Genomic DNA, 20,320 nt, shown 5'->3' on the forward strand with positions numbered 1-20,320 from the left:
CGACGTCATGAGCATCGGATAATCACCGTTTGTTGACCATAGGGCTGGTTGCGTATCAGCGTCTTGGCGCCGATGGTCATCGTTGGAGACGCACCGAAAAGCGCGGCGACCGGAAAAAGCCGGGTGATCGTCACGGTTACATTGTAATAGACGATGTCGTCCGCCGCTCCCAAGCCGTCCGCACCGCCGGCGGTCGCGTCGTAACGCCCGTTGTTGTTGCGGTCCTCGTAACAGTCCGTGGAGTTGTAGGTCCCGACCGGTGCAGTATCCCCGGTGATCCGTTCACCGCCGCCGACGCTGGAGAAATTATAGTAGTTGGTCTTGAACACTTTGACGGCATCGGAGTCGGTCCGCTCCGGTGATGGCAGGATCGTACGTACTTCCTGTGTGATGGCGTCCGTTATCTGCGCACTGGTCATGCCGCCCACGGTCGCGCGGCGGGCGGCGCGCTCGACCGCGCCCGTCGTCAATGCGCGCAGGTACGCTTGATAGCCAAGGTCGAGCGATCCCATGATCAGAGTGAGAAACGGTATCATGATGATTGCAAACTCGACCACGGTAGCACCGTCGCTGGCACCGACTACGCTGCGGACAGTTCTCCTCGACCGGGTTGCGATCACGACGAGAGCCTCAGGCCGCCGATAGTCTGCGCGATTTTCTGAAACTCGATCCGGAGATTCGCCGAGTCCGTTGCGAGCGTCCAATGGGCCCTGTCGGTTGCACAGTCCTGAAGCTCCTGGGGCATCGCGGAAAGGCCGAACCCGACAACCCAGATCGTGAAGCCCTTGCCCTTCATGGCGTTACAGATGATGCTCGTGCGGCGTTTGTGGATCGCTTCGAGCCCCGCTTCGCTCGTGCTCGCAGGGGCGATCCTTCCTTCGAGATTGTTGATCCCCCACGGATCGTTGGCGTTCGGGCGGGTGTCGAGCGTACCGTCGGTCATGAAGACGATATGGCGCGAGACCTGGAACCCGCCCGGCGCGACCGTGTCGCTGTTGGTCGCCGAATAGATCCCGTCGGGCGAAAGAAAGCGCGCTCCCCAGATCAGTCCGATATCGTGATAGGTGCCGCCAACGGCGGTCAGCGAGTTGACGTACGTCATGAAGCTGGCCGAGGTTTTCGTCGTCGCGTTGAAGTCCGATTGATATTGCGTGAGCGGCGATGCTTCGCGTGGACACGCGGCGAAGCCCGACGCGATCCAGCCCGCATTTCGACCAAGCCAGTTCCCGCTCGAATCATACTGAACCGCGGGCAGGTACGGCTTCCACCGGGTCTGCGTATCGTACGGCACGAGATCGATCTTCAGATCGTCGGCGCCCGATGGCACGTCGAGCGAGGATGTCGCCGTGATCGTGTTGGTCGTTCGGGCTTCCTCGATGCACCCGCCCCACGTGATAGTGTCCGGCGTCGGAGTCGTGTAATTGTTGCCGTTACCATCGGGACCAAAGTTGATGTTCGGATTCGTATCTGGCGCATAGCCGGTGAAATACGCCGGATTTGCGGCGATACCATTCTGGACGACCTGGGAAACATCGAACGATACGGGCTTGTATTCCCACGCAACGAACTTTTGTTTCCACGTCACCGGACGCGTACTCGTACTCGTACTGGTCTTTGTTGAGGTTCCAACATCGTATTGAAGTCTGCACGCCAAGTTCGAATAAGCATAGCGATAGCGGCGTACGGTATTCGTTTGCGTTGTGGTATACACACGTGTCTGTGTCGTGTCAGGATACTGCACGGCTTCGTCTTGGACACCGGTAGCCCGCGGACCGGCGGAGGAACTTACGCCAGGAGCAGGACGGCCGGTGCAATTAAGAGTCAATCCATAACTGTTCGGATAGCCATCGTAATCTTGATTTAAATTATTCCAATTATTGTTGAATGTGATTGCGGTTTCGTTGGACCCTGTCGGGGTCTGACCGCTCTCCATGCCATAGTCTGATATATAATAGTTCGGAGAAAGCCGGGCGGCGCGCGATCTATACGTCCATTGCTCCGAGCCGGATCCGCCTACGATGAAGTTCGGGTTCAATGCGTAGATCAACTTCCCGACGTTGACATTGCTCGAATAGGGCATGAATCCATACCGCACCCGACCGGCGCCCGATGGGGTGCCAGGACCCAGTGCTGCGTAAAAATCGCCAACCGCCTGTTTCAGACCGGATATCTTGTTCTGCGTATCGCCAGCGGGCGTGTCCAGCATCGAACCCGTTACGTCGAGAACGAACATCACGTCGGTATTGGGAATGGAAAGCGTGGATTCGCACGTCACCGACATCGGGACGGTTGCGTAGCCGAAAAACTGCATGATCGTGGTCGGCATTACGATCGATGCGGTCCCGACAACCGTTCCAATCTTGGTGCCGCGCACATAATCCTTAACGATGTTGCTCGCCTGGTAAGTGCCGGTGGGAAAGTTGAAATCAAAGAAATTCCGCGCAATCACCTTTTCCGAGTCCGCCAGAACGTTCTGGTCCGCCATCGCCTTCCGGCCCGCCAGAGCGCCCGCGTCACACGCCTGCTGAAGCCGCGTGCGCGCCATGTAGAGGCGGCTCGCATCGATCGCACCGCCGATCATGGCAAGCATGGGGATGATGGCGACGGCTGAGATGATCAGCACATTGCCGCGTTCGTCTCGCGCAAGCCGTCGAAAGACAGACTGCGCTCCCCGCACGCTAACTGCTGTCACCCGCATCGCATCGATCCTGTTCAATCCCGTGGCCTTCCGCAGCGTGACGAGATAGATCCAGTGAACCCACATGATTAAAATCCCGTCTCCTTCAACAGCCCACGCCGAACAGGCTTTGGCTCTGACCTATGCCCCCGCGTCGGCGAAGCCGGCACTTGCCGCGTTGTTCGCGCTGGATCAGATGCTCGGCAAAATCGTGCGGACGACACGCGAGCCGATGGTTGGGCAGATGCGGTTGACCTGGTGGTATGAAGCTTTGCTGAAGCTTGACAAAGCCGCGCCGCCGGCGGAGCCGGTCCTGCAGGCGTTGTATGCAACGGTGGTTCCTGCCGGTGTTTCCGGGCCGGAGCTTGCCGCGATGATCGACGGGTGGGATGCCCTACTGGATCCACCGCTCGATGCGGTAGCGCTCGAGAGGTTTGCAGCCGAACGCGGCGAACGGTTGTTCGCTGCTGCGGCGCATCTTCTGGCCGTCGAGGATAGGCGGATCGCAGTGGCGGGGCGCGGCTGGGCTTTGGCCGACCTGTCGTTGCGGCTGAGCGACCCCGTGAGCCGTGCGGCGGCGCGGGAACGGGCGGCCATCGCGCTTGAGCAGGCTTTGACCGGGCGGTGGCCGTCCCGATCGCGGGCGCTTGGCGCGCTCGCAGTGTCAGCGCGGTTCGATGTCGTGCCCAGAGCGCTGCCGGAGGGTAGCCCGAAGCGGGTCGCGCGGTTGGCGTGGCACAGATTGACCGGATACTGACCAATCGGATGGGGATCGTCGCGTCCGAGGCCTAGCGTGCAGGCTAGAGCAACGGGGGCGGCGGCGATGTGGCGATATCTGGCGGGCGGTACGGCGGTGGTCGCGTTGATCGTCGCGGGGTTCATGTTCTTCAACAGCGACGCGCGGCCTGGACCGCTACTACCGCCGCAACCGGTCGCGCAGACCGGCGTGGCGGCGGTCGCCGGCGAACCGCTACCCGATGCCGCCCCCGAAGCGACCGACAGGACTCGCGAGCAGAAGCGCTTCGATCGCTACGACAAGGATCGCGATGCCAAGATCACGCGCGAGGAATATCTCGTCCAGCGGCGCAAGGCTTACGCGCGGCTCGACGTGGACGGCGACGGCACGCTGTCGTTCGACGAGTGGGCGGTGAAGGCGTCGACCAAGTTCGCGGACGCGGACCGTGACAAATCCGGCGCGATGACCGCGCCCGAATTCGCCACGACCGCGGTCAAGCGGAAGGGGCCAGCTCGGCTGAATTGTCCGCCGGTACAGCCTCCTGCCGAGGAAAGTTGAGCCACTCGGCCAGCGCTGCGCGACCGCGATCGGTGTACATCTTCTTGCGATCGGTCTTCTTGGTCCGGCCGGGGATCGGCGGGAACAGCCCGAAATTGACGTTCATCGGCTGATACGTCTCGGCCTCCGCACCGCCGGTGATGTGGCCGAGCAATGCGCCGAGCGCGGTCGCATAGGGTGGCGGGGTCAACGTCTTGCCGGTCAGTTCGGCCGCGGCGAACAACCCGGCGAGCATGCCGATCCCACAGCTCTCGATATAGCCCTCGCAGCCGGTGATCTGCCCGGCGAAGCGAATGTTCGGGCGGGACTTCAGTCGCAGCGTCTCGTCGAGCAGCTCTGGCGAGCGAATGAACGTGTTGCGGTGCAGCCCGCCCAACCGCGCGAACTCGGCATTCTCGAGGCCGGGGATGGTCCGGAACAGCCGCACCTGATCGGCGTGCTTGAGCTTGGTCTGGAAGCCGACGATGTTCCACAACGTGCCTTGCGCATTGTCCTGCCGAAGCTGGACGACCGCGTGCGGCCAGCGCCCGGTCTTGGGGTTGTCGAGCCCGACCGGTTTCATGGGGCCGTAGCGCAGCGTGTCGACGCCGCGTTCGGCCATCACCTCGATCGGCATGCAGCCGTCGAAATAGGGCGTATCCTTCTCCCAGTCCTTGAACGGGGTCTTCTCGCCGTCGACCAGACCCTGGTGGAAGGCGAGATACTGGTCCTTGTCCATCGGGCAGTTGATGTAATCCTTGCCCTCACCCTTGTCCCAGCGCGACGCGAACCAGGCCGTGTCCATGTCGATCGACTCGCGGTGGACGATCGGCGCAAGCGCATCGAAGAACGCCAGCGCCTCGCGACCGGTCTCCGCGCCGATCCCGGCGGCGAGCGAGGCGGCGGTGAGCGGGCCGGTGGCGATGATCGTCGGACCGTCGGGCAGCGCGTCGACACGTTCGCGGACCAGCGTGATGTTCGGGTGCTGGTCGATCGCCTCGGTCACGCTGTTCGAGAAATTGTCGCGGTCGACCGCGAGCGCCGAGCCGGCGGGCACGCGGTGGATGTCCGCCTGGCGCATGATGAGCGAGCCGAGCGTGCGCAGCTCCTGGTGGAGCAGGCCGACCGCGTTGCTCTCGGCATCGTCCGATCGGAAGCTGTTCGAGCAGACGAGTTCGGCGAGGCCGTCGGTCTGGTGCGCGGGCGTGACTTCGCCGCTGCCGCGCATTTCGGAGAGGCGGACTTTCAGGCCAGCTTCGGCGAGTTGCCAGGCGGCTTCGGAACCGGCGAGGCCGCCGCCGATAACATGGATATCATGGGTCATTCCTGTCAGATAGCGCGGGACGCCTGTCGTGTCAGCGCCTGTCGTGTCAGCGGTTGTGGAGTCAGGGGGGCAATCCCACTTCGTCCTGATGAAGATTTTCACGATTGGATATGAAGCCACCACGATGACGGATTTTCTCGCGGCGCTGACGCGTGCCGGCGTGGAGCGGGTGATCGACGTCCGCGCGCTCCCTTTGTCGCGGCGGCCGGGGTTTTCGAAGACCTCGCTCGCGGCGTCGCTGCGCGAGGCGGGGATCGATTACGTGCATCTGAAGGCGCTGGGCACGCCGAAGCGCGGGCGCGATGCGGCGAAGAAGGGCGATGTGGCGACCTTGACCGCGGTGTACGACGAGCAACTCGAGCTCCCCGAGGCGCAGGCGCAGGCGGCGATCATGCTGGGGCTGGCGGCGGAGAAGCCGAGCGCCTTGCTCTGCTACGAGCGCGATCCTTGTCACTGCCACCGAACCTTGTTGCTGCAGGCGGTAGGCGAGGGGGCCGAGGTGGTGGATCTGTTCACATAAGCCGTGCCCACCGTCGTCATCCTGACGAAAGTCGGGATCCAGAGTTACAGGACGCGTCGCTCTTGAGTCTGGATCCTGACTTCCGTCAGGATGACGGGCGGTTGGAGGAGCGTGCACTCAATGTTGCAATGCAGCACTCCCTACGCTAACGAACCCCCACTCGCTTGGACCCGGTGCAATTCCGGGTGGCTATTCCGGCCGCCGATCCGCCGGACAACGCACCGACGCCTTTGTTACAGAACCGCCCGCGCATTCGCCGCGGTTCTCGCGTCCTTTGCGGATACACATATGACATCACTTTCTCGTTACCGGGCCGAATGGTTCAGCGGCCCGACGGCTGCGCGCCGTGACGTTCTCGCAGGCATGGTGGGCACGTTCGCGCTGATTCCCGAAGTCATCGCCTTCTCCTTCGTCGCTGGAATCGATCCCGAGGTCGGCCTGTTCGCCTCCTTCGTGATCGGCATCGTTATCGCCTTTGCCGGCGGACGCCCGGCGATGATCTCCGGCGCGGCAGGCTCTGTCGCGCTGGTCGCCGCCGCACTCGTCCACGCATACGGCCTGCAGTATCTGCTCGTCGCGACGATCCTGGCCGGCGCACTCCAGATCGCGTTCGGGCTCGCCAAGCTCGACGTGCTGATGCGGTTCGTGTCGAAGTCGGTCCATGCCGGCTTCGTCAACGCGCTCGCGATCCTGATCTTCTCGGCGCAGGTGCCGCAGATGGTCGGGGTCAGTTGGCAGGCCTATGCGATGATCGCCGCCGGCCTCGCGATCATCTACCTCGTCCCGCGCATCTCCAGCGCGATCCCGTCGCCGCTGATCTGCATCGTCGTGCTGACCGCGGTCGCGATCTGGTTTCCGATGCCGCTGAAGACGGTCGGCGATCTCGGCCGCTTGCCTGATTCGCTGCCGTCCTTCGGTCTGCCTGACGTGCCGTTTACCTGGGATACGCTGCGGATCGTCGCGCCCTATGCGCTGGCGATGGCCGCGGTCGGCCTGCTCGAATCGATGATGACCGCCAATGTCGTCGACGAACTCACCGAGACGACCAGCTCGAAGGCGCGCGAGTGCACCGGTCTGGGCCTTGCCAACATCGCCGCGGGCGCGTTCGGGGGGATCGCCGGCTGCGGCATGATCGGCCAGACCGTCGGCAACGTCCGCTATGGCGGCACCGGCCGGCTGTCGACGATGGTCGCGGGCGTTTTCCTGCTCGTCGTGATGGTCCCGCTCAGGCCGTGGGTGGCGCAGGTGCCGGTCGCGGCGCTGGTCGCGATCATGATCATGGTGTCGATCAGCACCTTCTCCTGGGGCTCGCTGCGCGATCTCGCGCGCCATCCCAAGGTGTCGAGCGTGGTGATGGTCGCGACCGTCGTCGTCACCGTCGCGACGCACGACCTGTCGCTCGGCGTCGGCGTCGGCGTATTGCTCAGCGGCGTGTTCTTCGCGTGGAAGGTCACGCGGCTGATGGACGTCGCGATCGATCACGACGTGGCAAGCGACACGCGTATCTACCGGGTAAGCGGGCAGATATTCTTCGCCAGCGCCGACATCTTCGCCGACCGGTTCGACCTTCGCGAGACCGCACGCGCGGTCCGCATCGACCTGACCGCCGCGCATCTCTGGGACGTGACCGCAGTCGGCGCGCTGGAGGATGTGGTCGGTAAACTCCGTCGTCACGGCCGCGAGGTCGAGGTGATCGGCCTCAATACGGCAAGCGCCACGCTGGTCGATCGGCACGCGCCGCTGATGATGGATCGCGCCATAGGGTGATGCCGCATCTTGTCGGGGGGCGAGAAATACGATGCTGTATGCGTCGCCCCGACCGCCTACCTCTGGGGAGATGACGAACACTTCCCAGACCCCGCCCGTGTCGCTCACCCATCTCCAGCGGCTCGAGGCCGAGAGCATCCATATCCTGCGCGAGGTGGTCGCCGAGTGCGAGCGCCCGGTGATGCTGTACAGCGTCGGCAAGGATTCCGCGGTGATGCTCCATCTCGCGCGCAAAGCCTTCTACCCGTCGCCGCCGCCATTTCCGCTGCTGCACGTCGACACGACGTGGAAGTTCAAGGCGATGTACGAGCTGCGCGACCGGATGGCGGCGGAGAGCGGCATGGACCTGCTCGTCTACAAGAACCCCGAGGCCGAGGCGCGCGGGATCAACCCGTTCGACCATGGCGCGCTGCACACCGATATGTGGAAGACCGAGGGGCTGAAGCAGGCGCTCGACCTGCACGGCTTCGATGCGGCGTTCGGCGGCGCGCGGCGGGACGAGGAGAAGAGCCGCGCGAAGGAACGCGTCTTCTCGTTCCGCGCCGCGCATCACCGCTGGGATCCGAAGCAGCAGCGTCCCGAGCTTTGGAACCTCTACAACGCGCGCAAGGCGAAGGGCGAGAGCATCCGCATCTTCCCGATCTCGAACTGGACCGAGCTCGACGTCTGGCAATATATCCAGCTCGAGGACATCCCGATCGTCCCGCTTTATTTCGCCGCACCGCGCCCGACCGTCGAGCGCGACGGGATGCTGTTGATGGTCGACGACGATCGCTTCCGCCTTGAGCCCGGCGAGGTGCCGGTCGAACGCTCGATCCGCTTCCGCACGCTCGGCTGCTACCCGCTGACGGGCGCCGTCGAGAGCGAGGCAGCCAGCCTGTCCTCGGTGATCCAGGAAATGCTGCTGACCACCACCAGCGAACGCCAGGGCCGCGCGATCGATCGCGACGCGGGCTCGGCCAGCATGGAGAAGAAGAAGCAGGAGGGTTATTTCTGATGGCAACGCGCGTGCAAGACTCCGCCTATCAAGTGCAGGACATCATCGCCGAGGACATCGACGCCTATCTGCTCCAGCATCAGCATAAAAGCCTGTTGCGGTTCATCACCTGCGGGTCGGTCGATGACGGAAAGTCGACGCTTATCGGGCGGTTGCTGTACGATTCTAAGATGATCTTCGAGGATCAGCTCGCCGCATTGGAGAGCGATTCCAAGAAGGTCGGTACGCAAGGCGGCGAGATCGACTTCGCGCTGCTGGTCGACGGGCTGGCCGCCGAACGCGAGCAGGGCATCACGATTGACGTCGCCTATCGCTATTTCTCGACCGAGAAGCGCAAGTTCATCGTCGCCGATACGCCGGGGCACGAGCAATATACGCGCAACATGATCACCGGCGCGTCGACCGCCGATCTCGCGGTGATCCTGGTCGACGCGCGCAAGGGCATCCTCACGCAGACGAAGCGGCACAGCTATCTCGCGCATCTGATCGGCATCCGCCACCTCGTGCTGGCGGTCAACAAGATGGACCTCGTCGGCTATGATCAGGCGACTTACGATCGGATCGTCGCGGACTATGCGGCGTTTGCGGAGTCGATCGGGATTGCGGCGTTCACGCCGATGCCGATCTCGGGGTTCAAGGGCGACAACATCACGACGTCGAGCGCGCAGACGCCCTGGTATGACGGGCCGACGTTGATCGACCATCTCGACACGGTGACGCTCGACGTGAGCGAGGATCAGGCGGGCGCGTTCCGGATGCCGGTGCAGTGGGTCAATCGTCCGAACCTCGATTTCCGCGGATTCTCGGGGCTGGTCGCGAGCGGCTCGATCGCGCCGGGCGACCCCGTTCGCATCTTGCCGGGCGGGCGAACCTCGACGATCGCCCGCGTGGTGGCGTTCGGCGGGGATCTGGAGAAGGCCGTTGCCGGGCAATCGGTGACGCTGACGCTGGCGGACGAGATCGATTGTTCGCGCGGCGACGTCATCGTCGCCGCGGAGTCACCGCCCGAGGCCGCGGATCAGTTCGAAGCGACCGTCGTGTGGATGGCCGACGAGGAGATGCTGCCCGGACGTCCTTACTGGCTGAAGCTCGCGACGCAGACGGTGACGGCGACCATCCAGCAGCCGAAATACCAGATCAATGTCAACACGATGGAGCGGCTTGCTGCCAAGACGCTCGAGCTGAACGCGATCGGTGTCGCCAATCTGTCGACCGACCGGCCGCTGGTGTTCGAACCCTATGCGGACAATCGGCAGCTCGGCGGGTTCATCCTGGTCGACAAGATCACCAACGCCACGGTCGCGGCGGGGATGCTGCATTTCTCGCTCCGACGCGCGCAGAACGTCCACTGGCAGGCGACCGATATCGGCCGCGAGGCGCACGCCGCGCTGAAGAACCAGAAGGCAGCGGTGCTGTGGTTCACCGGCCTGTCGGGCGCTGGCAAGTCTACGATCGCCAATCTGGTCGAGATGAAGCTCGCGCGGATGAACCGGCACACCTTTCTGCTGGACGGCGACAATGTCCGTCACGGGCTGAACCGCGATTTGGGTTTCACCGATGCGGACCGGGTCGAGAATATCCGCCGTGTCGGCGAGGTCGCCAAGCTGATGACCGATGCCGGGCTGATCGTGATCACCGCGTTCATCTCGCCGTTCCGCGCGGAGCGCGAGATGGTGCGGCAGATGATCGCGCCGGGCGAGTTCATCGAGGTTCATATCGACACGCCGCTGGCGGAGGCCGAGCGGCGCGACGTGAAGGGGCTGTACGCGAAGGCGAGGGCAGGGAAGCTCGCCAACTTCACCGGGATCGACTCGCCCTATGAGGCGCCCGCCAACCCGGAGATCCGGATCGACACGACGGGCATGACCCCTGACGAAGCGGCCGACGCGATCGTAGCGATGCTGATCCCATGAGTGCGATGACCGACGGCGAACTCGCCGCGCATCTGGCCGAGACGGCGGGGCGATTGTTGCTCGAAGTACGGCGGTCTGGCGTGTTCTCGCCCGGGGCGCTCGGCAAGGCGGGCGACGAGACCGCGAACGCGTTCCTCGTCCACGCGCTCCGTGATGCGCGGCCCGACGACGGCCTGCTGTCCGAGGAGCGCAAATGCGACGGCACGCGAACGTCGATGTCGCGCGTGTGGATCGTCGATCCGGTCGACGGCACGCGCGAATATGGCGAGGGGCGCGACGATTGGGCGGTCCACGTCGCGCTCGCGATCGACGGCGTCGCGACGATCGGCGCGGTCGCGTTGCCGGGCTTGGGGCTCGTCCTGCGCTCGGATCGGCCAAGTTCGGTGCCGCCGCCGGGCGATCCCCTGCGGATGGTCGTCAGCCGGACGCGCCCCGCGCCCGAGGCCGTGAAGGTGGCCGAAGTGTTGGGCGCGACGTTGATCCCGATGGGGTCGGCGGGCGCGAAGGCGATGGCGGTGGTCCGTGGCGAGGCGGACATCTACCTCCACTCGGGCGGTCAGTATGAATGGGATTCCGCGGCCCCGGTCGCGGTCGCCGCAGCGTTCGGCCTGCATTGCAGCCGGATCGATGGCTCGCCGTTGGTGTACAATTGTCGGGATGTCTACATGCCCGACCTGCTGATCTGTCCGGTCGCGTTGCGCGATCAGGTAATGGCCGCGATGGCTGAATAACCGATCCTCCCCCTCGTGGGGAGGATCGTGAGGGTTTTCCTTATTGCTGCGGTTCGGCTTCGTTCTCGGTCGGGGCTTCGTCGCGGTTGACGCGGGACGTCATGCCCGTCGCATCGGCATCGTCCAGCATCTGCTCGTCCGGCGCGATCGGCTTTTCGCGCGGCGGCTCGACCACGGCCGGCGCTGGCGGCGGAGCCTCGACCGGCGCCGTCTCGACCGGGGCAGGGGCCGCCTCGGTCTCGGTCACGCCGGTATCCTCGACCATGTTGGTGTCCGTCGGCGACTGCTCGGGCTCAGAGCGCGAGCAACCGGCCAGCGCCATCGCGGCCAGCAGGCCACCGGCGATGGCGGTACGGGTGCGGGTGGAGATCGTCATAACAAATCCTCTCAGCGAGCGGCGATCGTCTGGCGTGCGGTGCGCGCCTCGATCTTGGAAGCGAGGATGCCGTCCCAATCATAGGGATCGGCACGGAAATTCATCTGGCCGCTGCCGCTGGCAAACGCGGTCCAGTAGAGCAGGTAGACCGACACCGGCTTGGTCAGGCGGGCGCGAACCGTATCGCCCTTGGCGACGGCGGCGTCCACCATTTCGGGCGTCCAGGCGGGGTCGCCCTTGAGCAGCAGGTCGGCAAGTTCGGCAGGCTTTTCAAGACGTACGCAGCCATGGCTCGAAAGCCGGCTGAAGCTCGCAAACTTTGCCCGGCTAGGCGTGTCGTGCAGATACACCGAATAATCATTGAGGAAATCGAACTTGAAGCGCCCCAGCGCGCTCTGGTCGCCAGCCTGCTGCTGCAGCCGCGTGCCGCCGATCACCTTGAAGCCATTCCGCTTGAAATAGCCGGGGTTGGCGCGCTCCTTCGGCCACAATTCCTTGGTGGCGATCGAGGTCGGCACGTTCCAGGGCGGGTTGATGACGATGCTGTGGATGGTCGACGACAGCATCGGTGTCTCGTCGCCCGGTCGCCCGGTCACCGCGCGCATCGACTGCACCGGCGTGTCGCCGTCGAACACGGTGAGCACGGCCGCGGCGATGTTTACCTGGATACGGTCGCGCGGCAGATCCTGCGGTAGCCAGCGCCAGCGCTCCATGTTCGCCATGATCTGGCGCACGCGATCCTTCGCCGACACGTTGAGCGCGCCGAGCGTCTGGGTCGACACGATGCCGCTGGGGTTGAGCCCATAACGACGCTGGGCACGACGGACCGCATCGAGCAGCGACGCGTCGAACGTGTCGCCGCTGGTCGAGACGTCCTTGTCCTCGACCGCGAGCCGCTTGCGGAGCGCGGTCACGCGCGGGCCGGTCGCGCCGAGCGTGAAGTCCGGCCCCGAGGCGAGCGGCGACCAACCACCGGCCGCGGCGATCGAACGGTAATTCTGAAGCCCCTTACGCAGCCCGTCATAGCCCGCATAGGGCGGCGGCAGCGACGCGAACCACGCCGCGATCCGGTCGAGCCGGACCGCATCCGCGAACGCCGGAGTCGGATCGTAGGCGGGCGGACGCAGGCCCCAGTCCCGCTGGAAATCGGCCTCGCTGAGACGGCCCGCATGGACCGCGCGTGCGTGATCGAGCGCAGCACGGACGAGTTCATCCTTGCTGGGCGCCGTGGTCGACGCTGTCGCGGCGGACTTGAGGCCCTGCGCGACGATATCGCCGTTGAGAAGCTTGTCGAGCACCGTCGCCTGCGCATCGCTCAGCATCGGCACGGTGATGACCGGCGGGGCGAGCATCGGCGCGGCCATGGGGCTCGTCGGCGCGACCGTCGGCGTCACCGGCGGGGGCGTAACCTGTTGAGCGGCCAGCGGCGTTGCCATCAGCAGTGGCATCGCGGCAGCCGTCGCGGCAACCGCGATCGCCGACCGGATCGTACCGGTCTTCACTCGTCCATCATCCAAACCGCGCGCCATACTCATCCTGTCTAACCGTATCTCGTCGATGCTTTCGCACGACGTAGCTCTCCCTTAGCTGAACCGGGCCCGCTAAGCATCGCCAATCGGGCTGAATTCGTCGGTTCAGGCTGACGCTGCGGATTTTTCCTGCCGGGCGAGCACTTCATACGCCATCACCGCGGTCGCGACCGCCGCGTTGAGGCTGTCCGCCTTGCCGAGCATCGGGATCTTGACCAGCACATCGCAGGCTTCGGCCATTTCGGGCGGCATGCCCTGCGCTTCGTTGCCGGTGAGCAGGAAGGTCGGGCCGACATAGGTCGCGGCGCGGTAATCGGTGTCGGTATCGAGGCTGAGCCCGACGAGCTGGCCGGGGCCGGTGCGCAGCCAGGCGTGGAACGGCGCCCACTCGGTCTTGACCACCGGGATCGTGAACAGCGCGCCCATGCTCGCGCGGACAGCCTCGACCGAGAACGGATCGACCGACTCGCCGATCAGGATCAGCCCGCCCGCGCCGACCGCATCGCCGGTGCGAAGGATCGTGCCGAGATTCCCCGGATCGCGCAGCCGTTCGGCGACCAGCCAGATGCCGGCACTGGTCCGGTCGAGATCATCAAGCGTGGCGTCGAACTCGTCGAACACGCCAACCACGGCTTGCGGGTTGTCCTTGCCGGACAGCTTCGAGAGGATATCCGGCGTGGTCTGGATCGACTCGCCGCCGGCCTCCTCAACGTCCATCGACAGCGCGTGGACGAGCGGATGGTTCGCGCTGGCGGCGGCGTAGAACAAAGTGCGCGGCAGGCGGCCGGTCTCGCGCGCTTCGGTCAGGATACGCAGTCCCTCGGCGAGGAACTGCTTGGCCGCACGCCGATGCCGCTTGTCGCGCAGGTCGCGGACATATTTGATCAGCGGGTTCGAAAAGGCGGTTATCTCGCGGGGCATCTAGCGCCCCTTCCGCTTGCGGGAGGGGTTGGGGGAGGGGTTTGTAAACACGCCGTCGCTCATGCCCTCCCCCGACCCCTCCCGCAAGCGGAAGGGGGGAAGAACGTCAATCCTCGCCGAACTTCGCCTCGACTAGGTCGGCCAGCGCCGCCACGGTATGCTCCGCGCCGTCGCCGCTCGCGCTGATCGTGATCGCGTCGCCCATCGCCGCGCCGAGCATCATCAGGCCCATGATCGAGGTACCGGTCACGTGATCCGATCCGTCCTTGGTCACGCGGACCTCGACACTATGCGTCGAGGCGAGCGTCACGAACTTGGCGCTGGCCCGGGCGTGTAGCCCGCGGCGGTTGGTGATCTGGACGGTGCGCGAGACCTCGCTCACGCCGCCGCCTCGCCAAGAACCTCGGACGCCACCGAGATATATTTGCGCCCCGCCTCGCGCGCGGCCGCGACCGCCGCGACGACGGTCATCGACTTGCGCGCAGACCCGAGCCGGATCAGCATCGGCAGGTTCATGCCGGCGATCACTTCGATCCGGCCGCGCTCCATCAGCGAAATGGCGAGATTGGACGGGGTGCCGCCGAACAGGTCGGTCAGCACGATCACGCCGCGCCCGACATCGACCTGCTGGATGGCCGCGGCGATATCGGCGCGTCGCTCCTCCATGTCGTCGTCGGGACCGATCGCGATCGGCGCGACGCGCTCCTGCGGGCCGACGACATGGATCATCGCGCGAACGAATTCCTCGGCCAATCGACCGTGCGTTACCAGAACAAGGCCGATCATATCAGGCGTTTCATACTCATAAGACGACCGGTGATCCCTCGAGCGCATCCTGCGGTGCGGCCCCCAGGTCGCGATGGTCGACACTGGGCGAAAAACCCGCTTCGCGCAACCGTCGGCCGATCCGTTCGGCGACATGAACCGACCGGTGTCTCCCTCCGGTACACCCGATCGCGACCGTCACGTACGACTTGCCTTCCGCCCTGTAGCGCGGAAGCAACAGCACCAGCAGCTCGTCGATCCGACTCACCGCGGCGTCGTAGGCGGGGTCGGCCATGATGTAGGCGGATACGTCGGCGTCGAGACCGGTACCGGGACGCAGCACCGCGTCCCAGTGCGGGTTGCGCAGGAAGCGCATGTCGAACACCAGGTCGGCGTTGCGCGGCAGGCCGCGCGCGAATCCGAACGAGCGGATCGACAGCGTCGGCTCGCCGAGCCGCTCGCCCGAGAAGTTGGCGCGGATCTGTTGCGCGAGCTCGTTCGCCGACATCTCGGTCGTGTCGATCAGCCGGTTCGCCCAGTCGCGCAGTGGCGCGAGCAGATCGCGCTCGCGGCCGATGCCGTCGATCGCGGGCCGGTCCAGCGCGAGCGGATGGCGCCGCCGCGTCTCGGAATAACGCCGCTCGAGTTCGGGAGCCGAACAATCGAGGAACAGCGTGCCGATCTCGAGACCGTGGCGATTCCGGAATTCGCGGATCCGGCGGACGATCCGCTCGGGGTCGAAATCGCGGGTGCGCGCGCCGATGCCGATCGCGAGCGGCTGCGAATCGTCGGGCGATCCTTCGGGCAGCGGCGCGTCGAGCAACCGGTCGAGCAACAGCAGCGGCAGGTTGTCGACGACCTCCCAGCCGAGATCCTCCAGTGTCTTGAGGACGGTCGACTTGCCCGCGCCGGACATGCCGGTCACGAGCAGGATATCCTTCGGCCGGGTCATGATCGCGGGGTCATTCTACAGTCTCCGGATTGCGCAATGCGAGTTCGACCTTGATCGGGGCGGACGCTTCGAAGGGGGCGACCGCGAACTGGCGGACCTCGATCCCGGCGATCTTCCGCAAACGGCGCTCGGGCATCCGCTCGATCGCGCCGTCGACGCGAACGAGCAGGCCGACCGGAACGTCGTCGACATGCGGCATGGCAAGCACGCCTATGCCGCGGACTTCGATCCGGCCGGCGATCGTCGTCGGCGCCCGCGCGAGCAGGATCTTGCCCGAGCGTAGCACCAGCGTCTGGTCATCGCTGACGAGCGTGGCGCCGCGGTCGATCAGGCGCAGCGCGAGGTCGGACTTGCCCGATCCCGACGCGCCCTCGATCATCACCGCCACACCGTCGATCGCGACCGTGGTGGCGTGGAGCCGGTCGGAGGAGGGGACTGCCACGTGCGGTCCTTACAACGGCACGTCGGCGAGCGGTAGTCGCACGACGAAGCGCGCACCGCTTATCCGGTCTTCGCGCGATTCGACGAAGATCGCGCCCTGGTGCCCGTCGACGATGGTCCGCGCGATCGCGAGGCCGAGCCCGGAATGCTGGCCGAACGTCTCGCTGTCGGGCCGGACCGAGTGGAAGCGCTTGAACACGTCCTCGCGGGCGTCCTCGGGAACGCCGGGTCCTTCATCCTCCACCCGGATCACCAATTCGTCGCGGTCGGGGATCGCCGAGATCGCGATCAGCCCGCGATCGGGGGAGAAGGACAGCGCGTTGTCGATCAAGTTCTCGAACACGCGTTCGAGCCGCGCGCCTTCGCCAAGCACGATCGTACGGTCTTCCGGATTGCGGTCGAACACGACGCGGATGCCGCGCTCGACCCCGCGTGCGTCGCGTTGCGCGACCAGCCCGTCGATCATCGCGGCGATATCGACCGGTTCGAATTTGGCGCGGCTGAGCTGCGCATCCAAGCGCGAGGCTTCGGAGATGTCCGACAGCAGCCGGTCGAGCCGGTGGACGTCGTCGCGAACGATCGCGAGCAACTGCGCCTGGAGCGCCGGGTCCTTCACGCGCGACAGGCCCTCGACCGCAGAGCGGAGCGAGGCGAGCGGGTTCTTCATCTCGTGCGTGACATCGGCGGCAAACGCCTCGGTCGCGTCGATCCGTGCTCTGAGCGCGAGGCTCATGTCCGAGAGCGCGCGCGCGAGCATGCCGAGTTCGTCGCGGCGCGAGGGGAGGCGGGGCACCACGACCTCCCGCGCCCGCCCGAGCCGCACGCGTACCGCCGCCCGCGCAAGGCGCCGGAGCGGCCGGACGATCGTCCGCGCGAGGAACAGCGACAGCAGGATCGAGACGATCGACACGCCGAGCAGCACCATGCTGAGCCGGAACCGCTCGATCCGCACCGTCCGGGTGATGTCGCGTGCGTTCACCGTGGTCATCACGACCCCGCCCGCGCGCAGCGGCACGGCGGCGGTGATGACCGGCGTGCGATCGGGCGCGCGCCAGACCGTCGTCGCAACCCGACGTCGAGCCTGTGCCGCGGCGACGTCGGGCCATTGCTGGCCCTCGTTTCGCTCGCGGTAGAGCGGTGGTCGCGGCGCCATCACGACGACGTCGATCGCCGCGTCGAGGAACCGTGCGATGACCTGGTCGCGGTCCTCCTTGTCGGGATCCTGCAAGATGAAATTGCGCAGGCCGAGCGTCCGGCTGTCGACGATCGTCCTGCCACCGCCGTCGAACAAACGGATGCGCGATCCGGTGTCCGAAGCCAGCCTCAGCACAAGCGGGTTGCGCTGCGTGGGATCGACCGAGGAAATCGCCTCGCCGATCAGCCGCGCCTCGCGTGCGGTCTGCGCGACGCGACTATCGACGATCCGGCTGCGGTAGGAATCCAGGTAGAAGAACCCGCCCGCCAGCAGCAGCAACGCGAAGATGTTGACCGCCAAAATACGCCGCGTGAGCGAAATCTGCCCCGACCAGCGCAACGTGAGATCGCGCCCGTCGATGCCGAGCTCATTCCTCAGAAAATCGATACCCGGCGCCATATAATGTCTCGATAGCATCGAACGCAGGGTCGACCTGCCGGAATTTGCGGCGCAGTCGCTTGATATGGCTGTCGATCGTGCGGTCGTCGACATAGATGTCGTCCTGATACGCCGCGTCCATCAACTGGTTGCGCGTCTTCACGATGCCGGGGCGTTGCGCAAGCGTCTCGAGGATCATGAACTCGGTCACCGTCAGCGTCACCGGCTCGCCGCCCCACAAGGTGCGGTGCCGCGCCGGATCCATGCTGAGCCGCCCGCGCGCGAGTGGCCCGGCGGCTTCGGCTTCGGTCTCCGTTCCGGGCGATTGGGTCAGTTCGGTACGGCGCAGTATCGCGCGGATGCGGGCAATCAGCAGCCGCTGCGAGAACGGCTTGGCGATATAGTCGTCGGCGCCCATCGCGAGGCCCAGCGCTTCGTCGAGTTCGTCGTCCTTGCTGGTGAGGAAGATCACCGGGATCTGGCTCTTCTCGCGCAAGCGGCGGAGCAGTTCGAGCCCATCCATCCGCGGCATCTTGATGTCGAAGATCGCGAGGTCGGGCGGGTTTTCGGTCAGCGCCTTCAGCGCCGTCTCGCCGTCCGAATAGACGCGCGTGACGAAACCCTCGGTCTGCAGCGCGATCGACACGGAGGTCAGGATGTTGCGGTCGTCGTCGACCAGCGCGATCGTTGCCGTCATTACTGGGTCGCTTGCCTCGGTCGTTGGCGTATCGGCCTAGGCCAATACGCGCTGGCACTCAACTAAGACCGTATCGGGACAGCGTCGTCGATCGGCGTATTTGACCCGTGGAAGGGCGCCCCGTACAGCCCGGCGCAACGACATACATACGTATGCGAAAAACATCTGGAGAGATGCCTTGTCCAACGAACGTATTCCGGCCGGCGGCCTAGCCGCGCAGGGTATAGAAACCCGCGCCACCCTGCATTGGAACCTAGTCACCGCGCAGCTCGTCGAAGCCGCGCTCGAACGCGGCGAGGGCACGCTGTCCGCCGACGGTCCATTGGTCGTCGAGACCGCGCCGCATACCGGCCGCTCGGCGCAGGACAAGTTCATCGTCCGCGACGCCGAGACCGAGACGACCGTATGGTGGGGCAAGAGCAACAAGGCGATGGAGCCCGCGCACTTCGCTGCGTTGAAGGAGGATTTCTTCGCCATCCTCGCGCAGAAGGACGAGCTGTTCGTGCAGGACCTGTTCGGCGGATCGCAGGCCGATCACCGCGTCAACGTCCGCGTCGTCACCGAACTCGCCTGGCACAATCTGTTCATTCGGACGATGCTGGTGCGGCCCGAACAGGCCGCGCTGAAGGAGTTCGTCGCGGATTACACGATCGTCGACCTGCCGAGCTTCCGCGCCGATCCCGCGCGACACGGCTGCCGCAGCGAGACGGTGATCGCGGTGAACTTTACCGACAAGCTGATCCTGATCGGCGGCACGAAGTACGCGGGTGAGATGAAGAAGTCGGTGTTCGGTTTGCTCAACTATCTCCTGCCCCCGACCGGCGTGATGCCGATGCACTGCTCGGCGAACATGGGCGCGAACGGCGATACTGCGGTGTTCTTCGGCCTGTCGGGCACCGGCAAGACGACGCTGAGCGCCGACGCCAGCCGCACGCTGATCGGCGACGACGAGCATGGCTGGTCCGACACCGCGGTCTTCAACTTCGAGGGCGGCTGCTACGCCAAGATGATCCGCCTCTCCGCCGACGCCGAGCCGGAGATCTTCGCGACGACCAAGCGGTTCGGGACGGTGCTCGAGAACGTCGTGATGGACCCGGCGACGCGGTTACTCGATCTCGACGACCACACGCTCGCCGAGAACAGCCGCGGCGCGTATCCGATCGACTTCATCCCGAATGCCTCGGCCGAGAATATGGGGCCGGTACCGCGCAACATCGTCATGCTGACGGCGGATGCGTACGGCGTTCTCCCGCCGATCGCCAAGCTGACGCCCGACCAGGCGATGTACCACTTCCTTTCGGGCTACACCGCACGCGTCGCTGGAACCGAGATCGGCGTGACCGAACCCGACGCGACCTTCTCGACGTGCTTCGGCGCGCCGTTCATGCCGCGGCATCCGTCGGTGTACGGCAATTTGCTGAAGGAGCGGATCGCCAAGGGCGGGGTCGATTGCTGGCTGGTCAACACCGGCTGGACCGGCGGCAAATACGGTGTCGGCAACCGCATGCCGATCAAGGCGACGCGCGCGTTGCTGAACGCGGCGCTCGACGGCAGCCTCAACGACGCCGAGTTCCGGACGGACCCGAACTTCGGGTTCGAGGTGCCGGTCAGCGTCCCCGGCGTCGACAGCGCCATCCTCGACCCACGCACGACCTGGGCCGACAAGGACGCCTACGACCAGACCGCGGCCAAGCTGGTCGATCTGTTCGTGGAAAACTTCGCGCAGTTCGCCGAGCATGTCGACGAGGGCGTGAGGCAGGCGGCGCCGCAGGTCAGGGAGACCGCCTAATCTGTGCAATCACTATCCGTCATGCCGGACCTGTTCCGGCATCCACGGTTCCGCATCATCGAGAGAGCTTGGTTC

At 65.4% G+C, this 20,320-nt stretch carries 20 protein-coding genes and 1 other annotated feature; of the genes, 8 read left to right on the plus strand and 12 right to left on the minus strand.

Annotated features, from left to right (window positions below; all coding sequences use genetic code 11):
* Positions 1-5: 5 nt before the first annotated feature.
* Positions 6-557, minus strand: a complete 552-nt coding sequence (locus EQZ23_RS01690; RefSeq protein WP_240663120.1) for a TadE/TadG family type IV pilus assembly protein — start codon at positions 555-557, stop codon at positions 6-8.
* Positions 558-616: 59 nt separating this feature from the next.
* A complete protein-coding gene (locus EQZ23_RS01695) occupies positions 617-2,764 on the minus strand; it encodes a pilus assembly protein (RefSeq protein WP_128452744.1) in 2,148 nt (715 codons plus the stop codon).
* Here EQZ23_RS01695 and EQZ23_RS01700 point away from each other — a divergent pair.
* Both EQZ23_RS01700 and EQZ23_RS01705 read left to right on the plus strand, forming a co-directional pair.
* Positions 2,763-3,434: a squalene/phytoene synthase family protein gene (locus EQZ23_RS01700; RefSeq protein WP_128452745.1), complete on the plus strand. Its 672-nt coding sequence runs from the start codon at positions 2,763-2,765 to the stop codon at positions 3,432-3,434. The two genes, EQZ23_RS01695 and EQZ23_RS01700, sit on opposite strands and share 2 nt — an antisense overlap.
* Before the next feature lie 66 nt (positions 3,435-3,500).
* Positions 3,501-3,971 (plus strand): EF-hand domain-containing protein, encoded by a 471-nt coding sequence (locus tag EQZ23_RS01705; RefSeq protein WP_128452746.1) that lies wholly within the window; start codon positions 3,501-3,503, stop codon positions 3,969-3,971.
* Here the strand turns inward: EQZ23_RS01705 and trmFO are convergent.
* Positions 3,907-5,274, minus strand: coding sequence for a methylenetetrahydrofolate--tRNA-(uracil(54)-C(5))-methyltransferase (FADH(2)-oxidizing) TrmFO (gene trmFO, locus EQZ23_RS01710; protein ID WP_128452747.1), 1,368 nt, complete (start codon positions 5,272-5,274; stop codon positions 3,907-3,909). The genes EQZ23_RS01705 and trmFO overlap by 65 nt on opposite strands.
* 88 nt (positions 5,275-5,362) lie before the next feature.
* On the opposite strand from trmFO, the gene EQZ23_RS01715 reads away from it, so the two are divergent.
* The 5 genes from EQZ23_RS01715 (at position 5,363) to EQZ23_RS01735 (ending at position 11,202) form a co-directional block, all read left to right on the plus strand.
* Positions 5,363-5,794, plus strand: a complete 432-nt coding sequence (locus tag EQZ23_RS01715) for a DUF488 domain-containing protein (protein ID WP_128452748.1) — start codon at positions 5,363-5,365, stop codon at positions 5,792-5,794.
* 163 nt (positions 5,795-5,957) lie between these two features.
* Positions 5,958-6,013: a sequence feature (sul1 is cis-regulatory element that is thought to sense ions involved in sulfur or methionine metabolism; They are found in Alphaproteobacteria), on the plus strand.
* A gap of 69 nt (positions 6,014-6,082) precedes the next feature.
* Positions 6,083-7,561, plus strand: a complete 1,479-nt coding sequence (locus EQZ23_RS01720) for a SulP family inorganic anion transporter (protein ID WP_128452749.1) — start codon at positions 6,083-6,085, stop codon at positions 7,559-7,561.
* A gap of 70 nt (positions 7,562-7,631) precedes the next feature.
* Positions 7,632-8,558 carry a sulfate adenylyltransferase subunit CysD gene (cysD, locus tag EQZ23_RS01725; RefSeq protein WP_128452750.1) on the plus strand — a complete coding sequence of 309 codons (927 nt, stop codon included), beginning with the start codon at positions 7,632-7,634 and terminating at the stop codon, positions 8,556-8,558.
* Complete coding sequence (gene cysN / locus EQZ23_RS01730; protein WP_128452751.1) at positions 8,558-10,471, plus strand: sulfate adenylyltransferase subunit CysN; 1,914 nt, start codon at positions 8,558-8,560, stop codon at positions 10,469-10,471. The genes cysD and cysN overlap by 1 nt, the downstream gene beginning before the upstream one ends.
* Positions 10,468-11,202 (plus strand): 3'(2'),5'-bisphosphate nucleotidase CysQ, encoded by a 735-nt coding sequence (locus tag EQZ23_RS01735; RefSeq protein ID WP_128452752.1) that lies wholly within the window; start codon positions 10,468-10,470, stop codon positions 11,200-11,202. The genes cysN and EQZ23_RS01735 overlap by 4 nt, the downstream gene beginning before the upstream one ends.
* 40 nt (positions 11,203-11,242) lie before the next feature.
* Here the strand turns inward: EQZ23_RS01735 and EQZ23_RS01740 are convergent, their stop codons facing one another.
* The 9 genes from EQZ23_RS01740 to EQZ23_RS01780 form a co-directional block, all read right to left on the minus strand.
* The gene (locus tag EQZ23_RS01740) at positions 11,243-11,578 is read right to left on the minus strand and encodes a hypothetical protein (protein ID WP_128452753.1); all 336 of its coding nucleotides are present in this window, start codon (positions 11,576-11,578) and stop codon (positions 11,243-11,245) included.
* Positions 11,579-11,589: 11 nt separating this feature from the next.
* A complete protein-coding gene (locus EQZ23_RS01745) occupies positions 11,590-13,026 on the minus strand; it encodes a L,D-transpeptidase family protein (RefSeq protein ID WP_128453537.1) in 1,437 nt (478 codons plus the stop codon).
* Positions 13,027-13,212: 186 nt separating this feature from the next.
* On the minus strand, positions 13,213-14,028 hold the full coding sequence (locus EQZ23_RS01750) for an RNA methyltransferase (protein ID WP_128452754.1): 816 nt from the start codon (positions 14,026-14,028) through the stop codon (positions 13,213-13,215).
* Between the two features lie 106 nt (positions 14,029-14,134).
* Entirely contained in the window at positions 14,135-14,410 is a 276-nt protein-coding gene (locus tag EQZ23_RS01755; protein ID WP_128452755.1) for an HPr family phosphocarrier protein, read from the minus strand.
* Positions 14,407-14,814: a PTS sugar transporter subunit IIA gene (locus EQZ23_RS01760; RefSeq protein WP_128452756.1), complete on the minus strand. Its 408-nt coding sequence runs from the start codon at positions 14,812-14,814 to the stop codon at positions 14,407-14,409. The genes EQZ23_RS01755 and EQZ23_RS01760 overlap by 4 nt, the downstream gene beginning before the upstream one ends.
* A 16-nt stretch (positions 14,815-14,830) precedes the next feature.
* Positions 14,831-15,745 (minus strand): RNase adapter RapZ, encoded by a 915-nt coding sequence (gene rapZ / locus EQZ23_RS01765; protein ID WP_128452757.1) that lies wholly within the window; start codon positions 15,743-15,745, stop codon positions 14,831-14,833.
* Positions 15,746-15,755: 10 nt separating this feature from the next.
* Entirely contained in the window at positions 15,756-16,187 is a 432-nt protein-coding gene (locus EQZ23_RS01770) for an aldolase (protein WP_128452758.1), read from the minus strand.
* A 9-nt stretch (positions 16,188-16,196) separates the two neighbouring features.
* A complete protein-coding gene (locus EQZ23_RS01775; protein WP_128452759.1) occupies positions 16,197-17,780 on the minus strand; it encodes a stimulus-sensing domain-containing protein in 1,584 nt (527 codons plus the stop codon).
* Entirely contained in the window at positions 17,749-18,456 is a 708-nt protein-coding gene (locus EQZ23_RS01780) for a response regulator transcription factor (protein ID WP_128452760.1), read from the minus strand. Before EQZ23_RS01780 ends, EQZ23_RS01775 begins: the two co-directional genes overlap by 32 nt.
* 178 nt (positions 18,457-18,634) lie before the next feature.
* On the opposite strand from EQZ23_RS01780, the gene EQZ23_RS01785 reads away from it, so the two are divergent.
* Complete coding sequence (locus EQZ23_RS01785) at positions 18,635-20,245, plus strand: phosphoenolpyruvate carboxykinase (protein WP_128452761.1); 1,611 nt, start codon at positions 18,635-18,637, stop codon at positions 20,243-20,245.
* The last annotated feature ends 75 nt before the right edge of the window (positions 20,246-20,320 follow it).

The sequence above is a fragment of the Sphingomonas sp. UV9 genome (assembly GCF_004101245.1).
Classification (GTDB): Bacteria; Pseudomonadota; Alphaproteobacteria; order Sphingomonadales; family Sphingomonadaceae; genus Sphingomonas.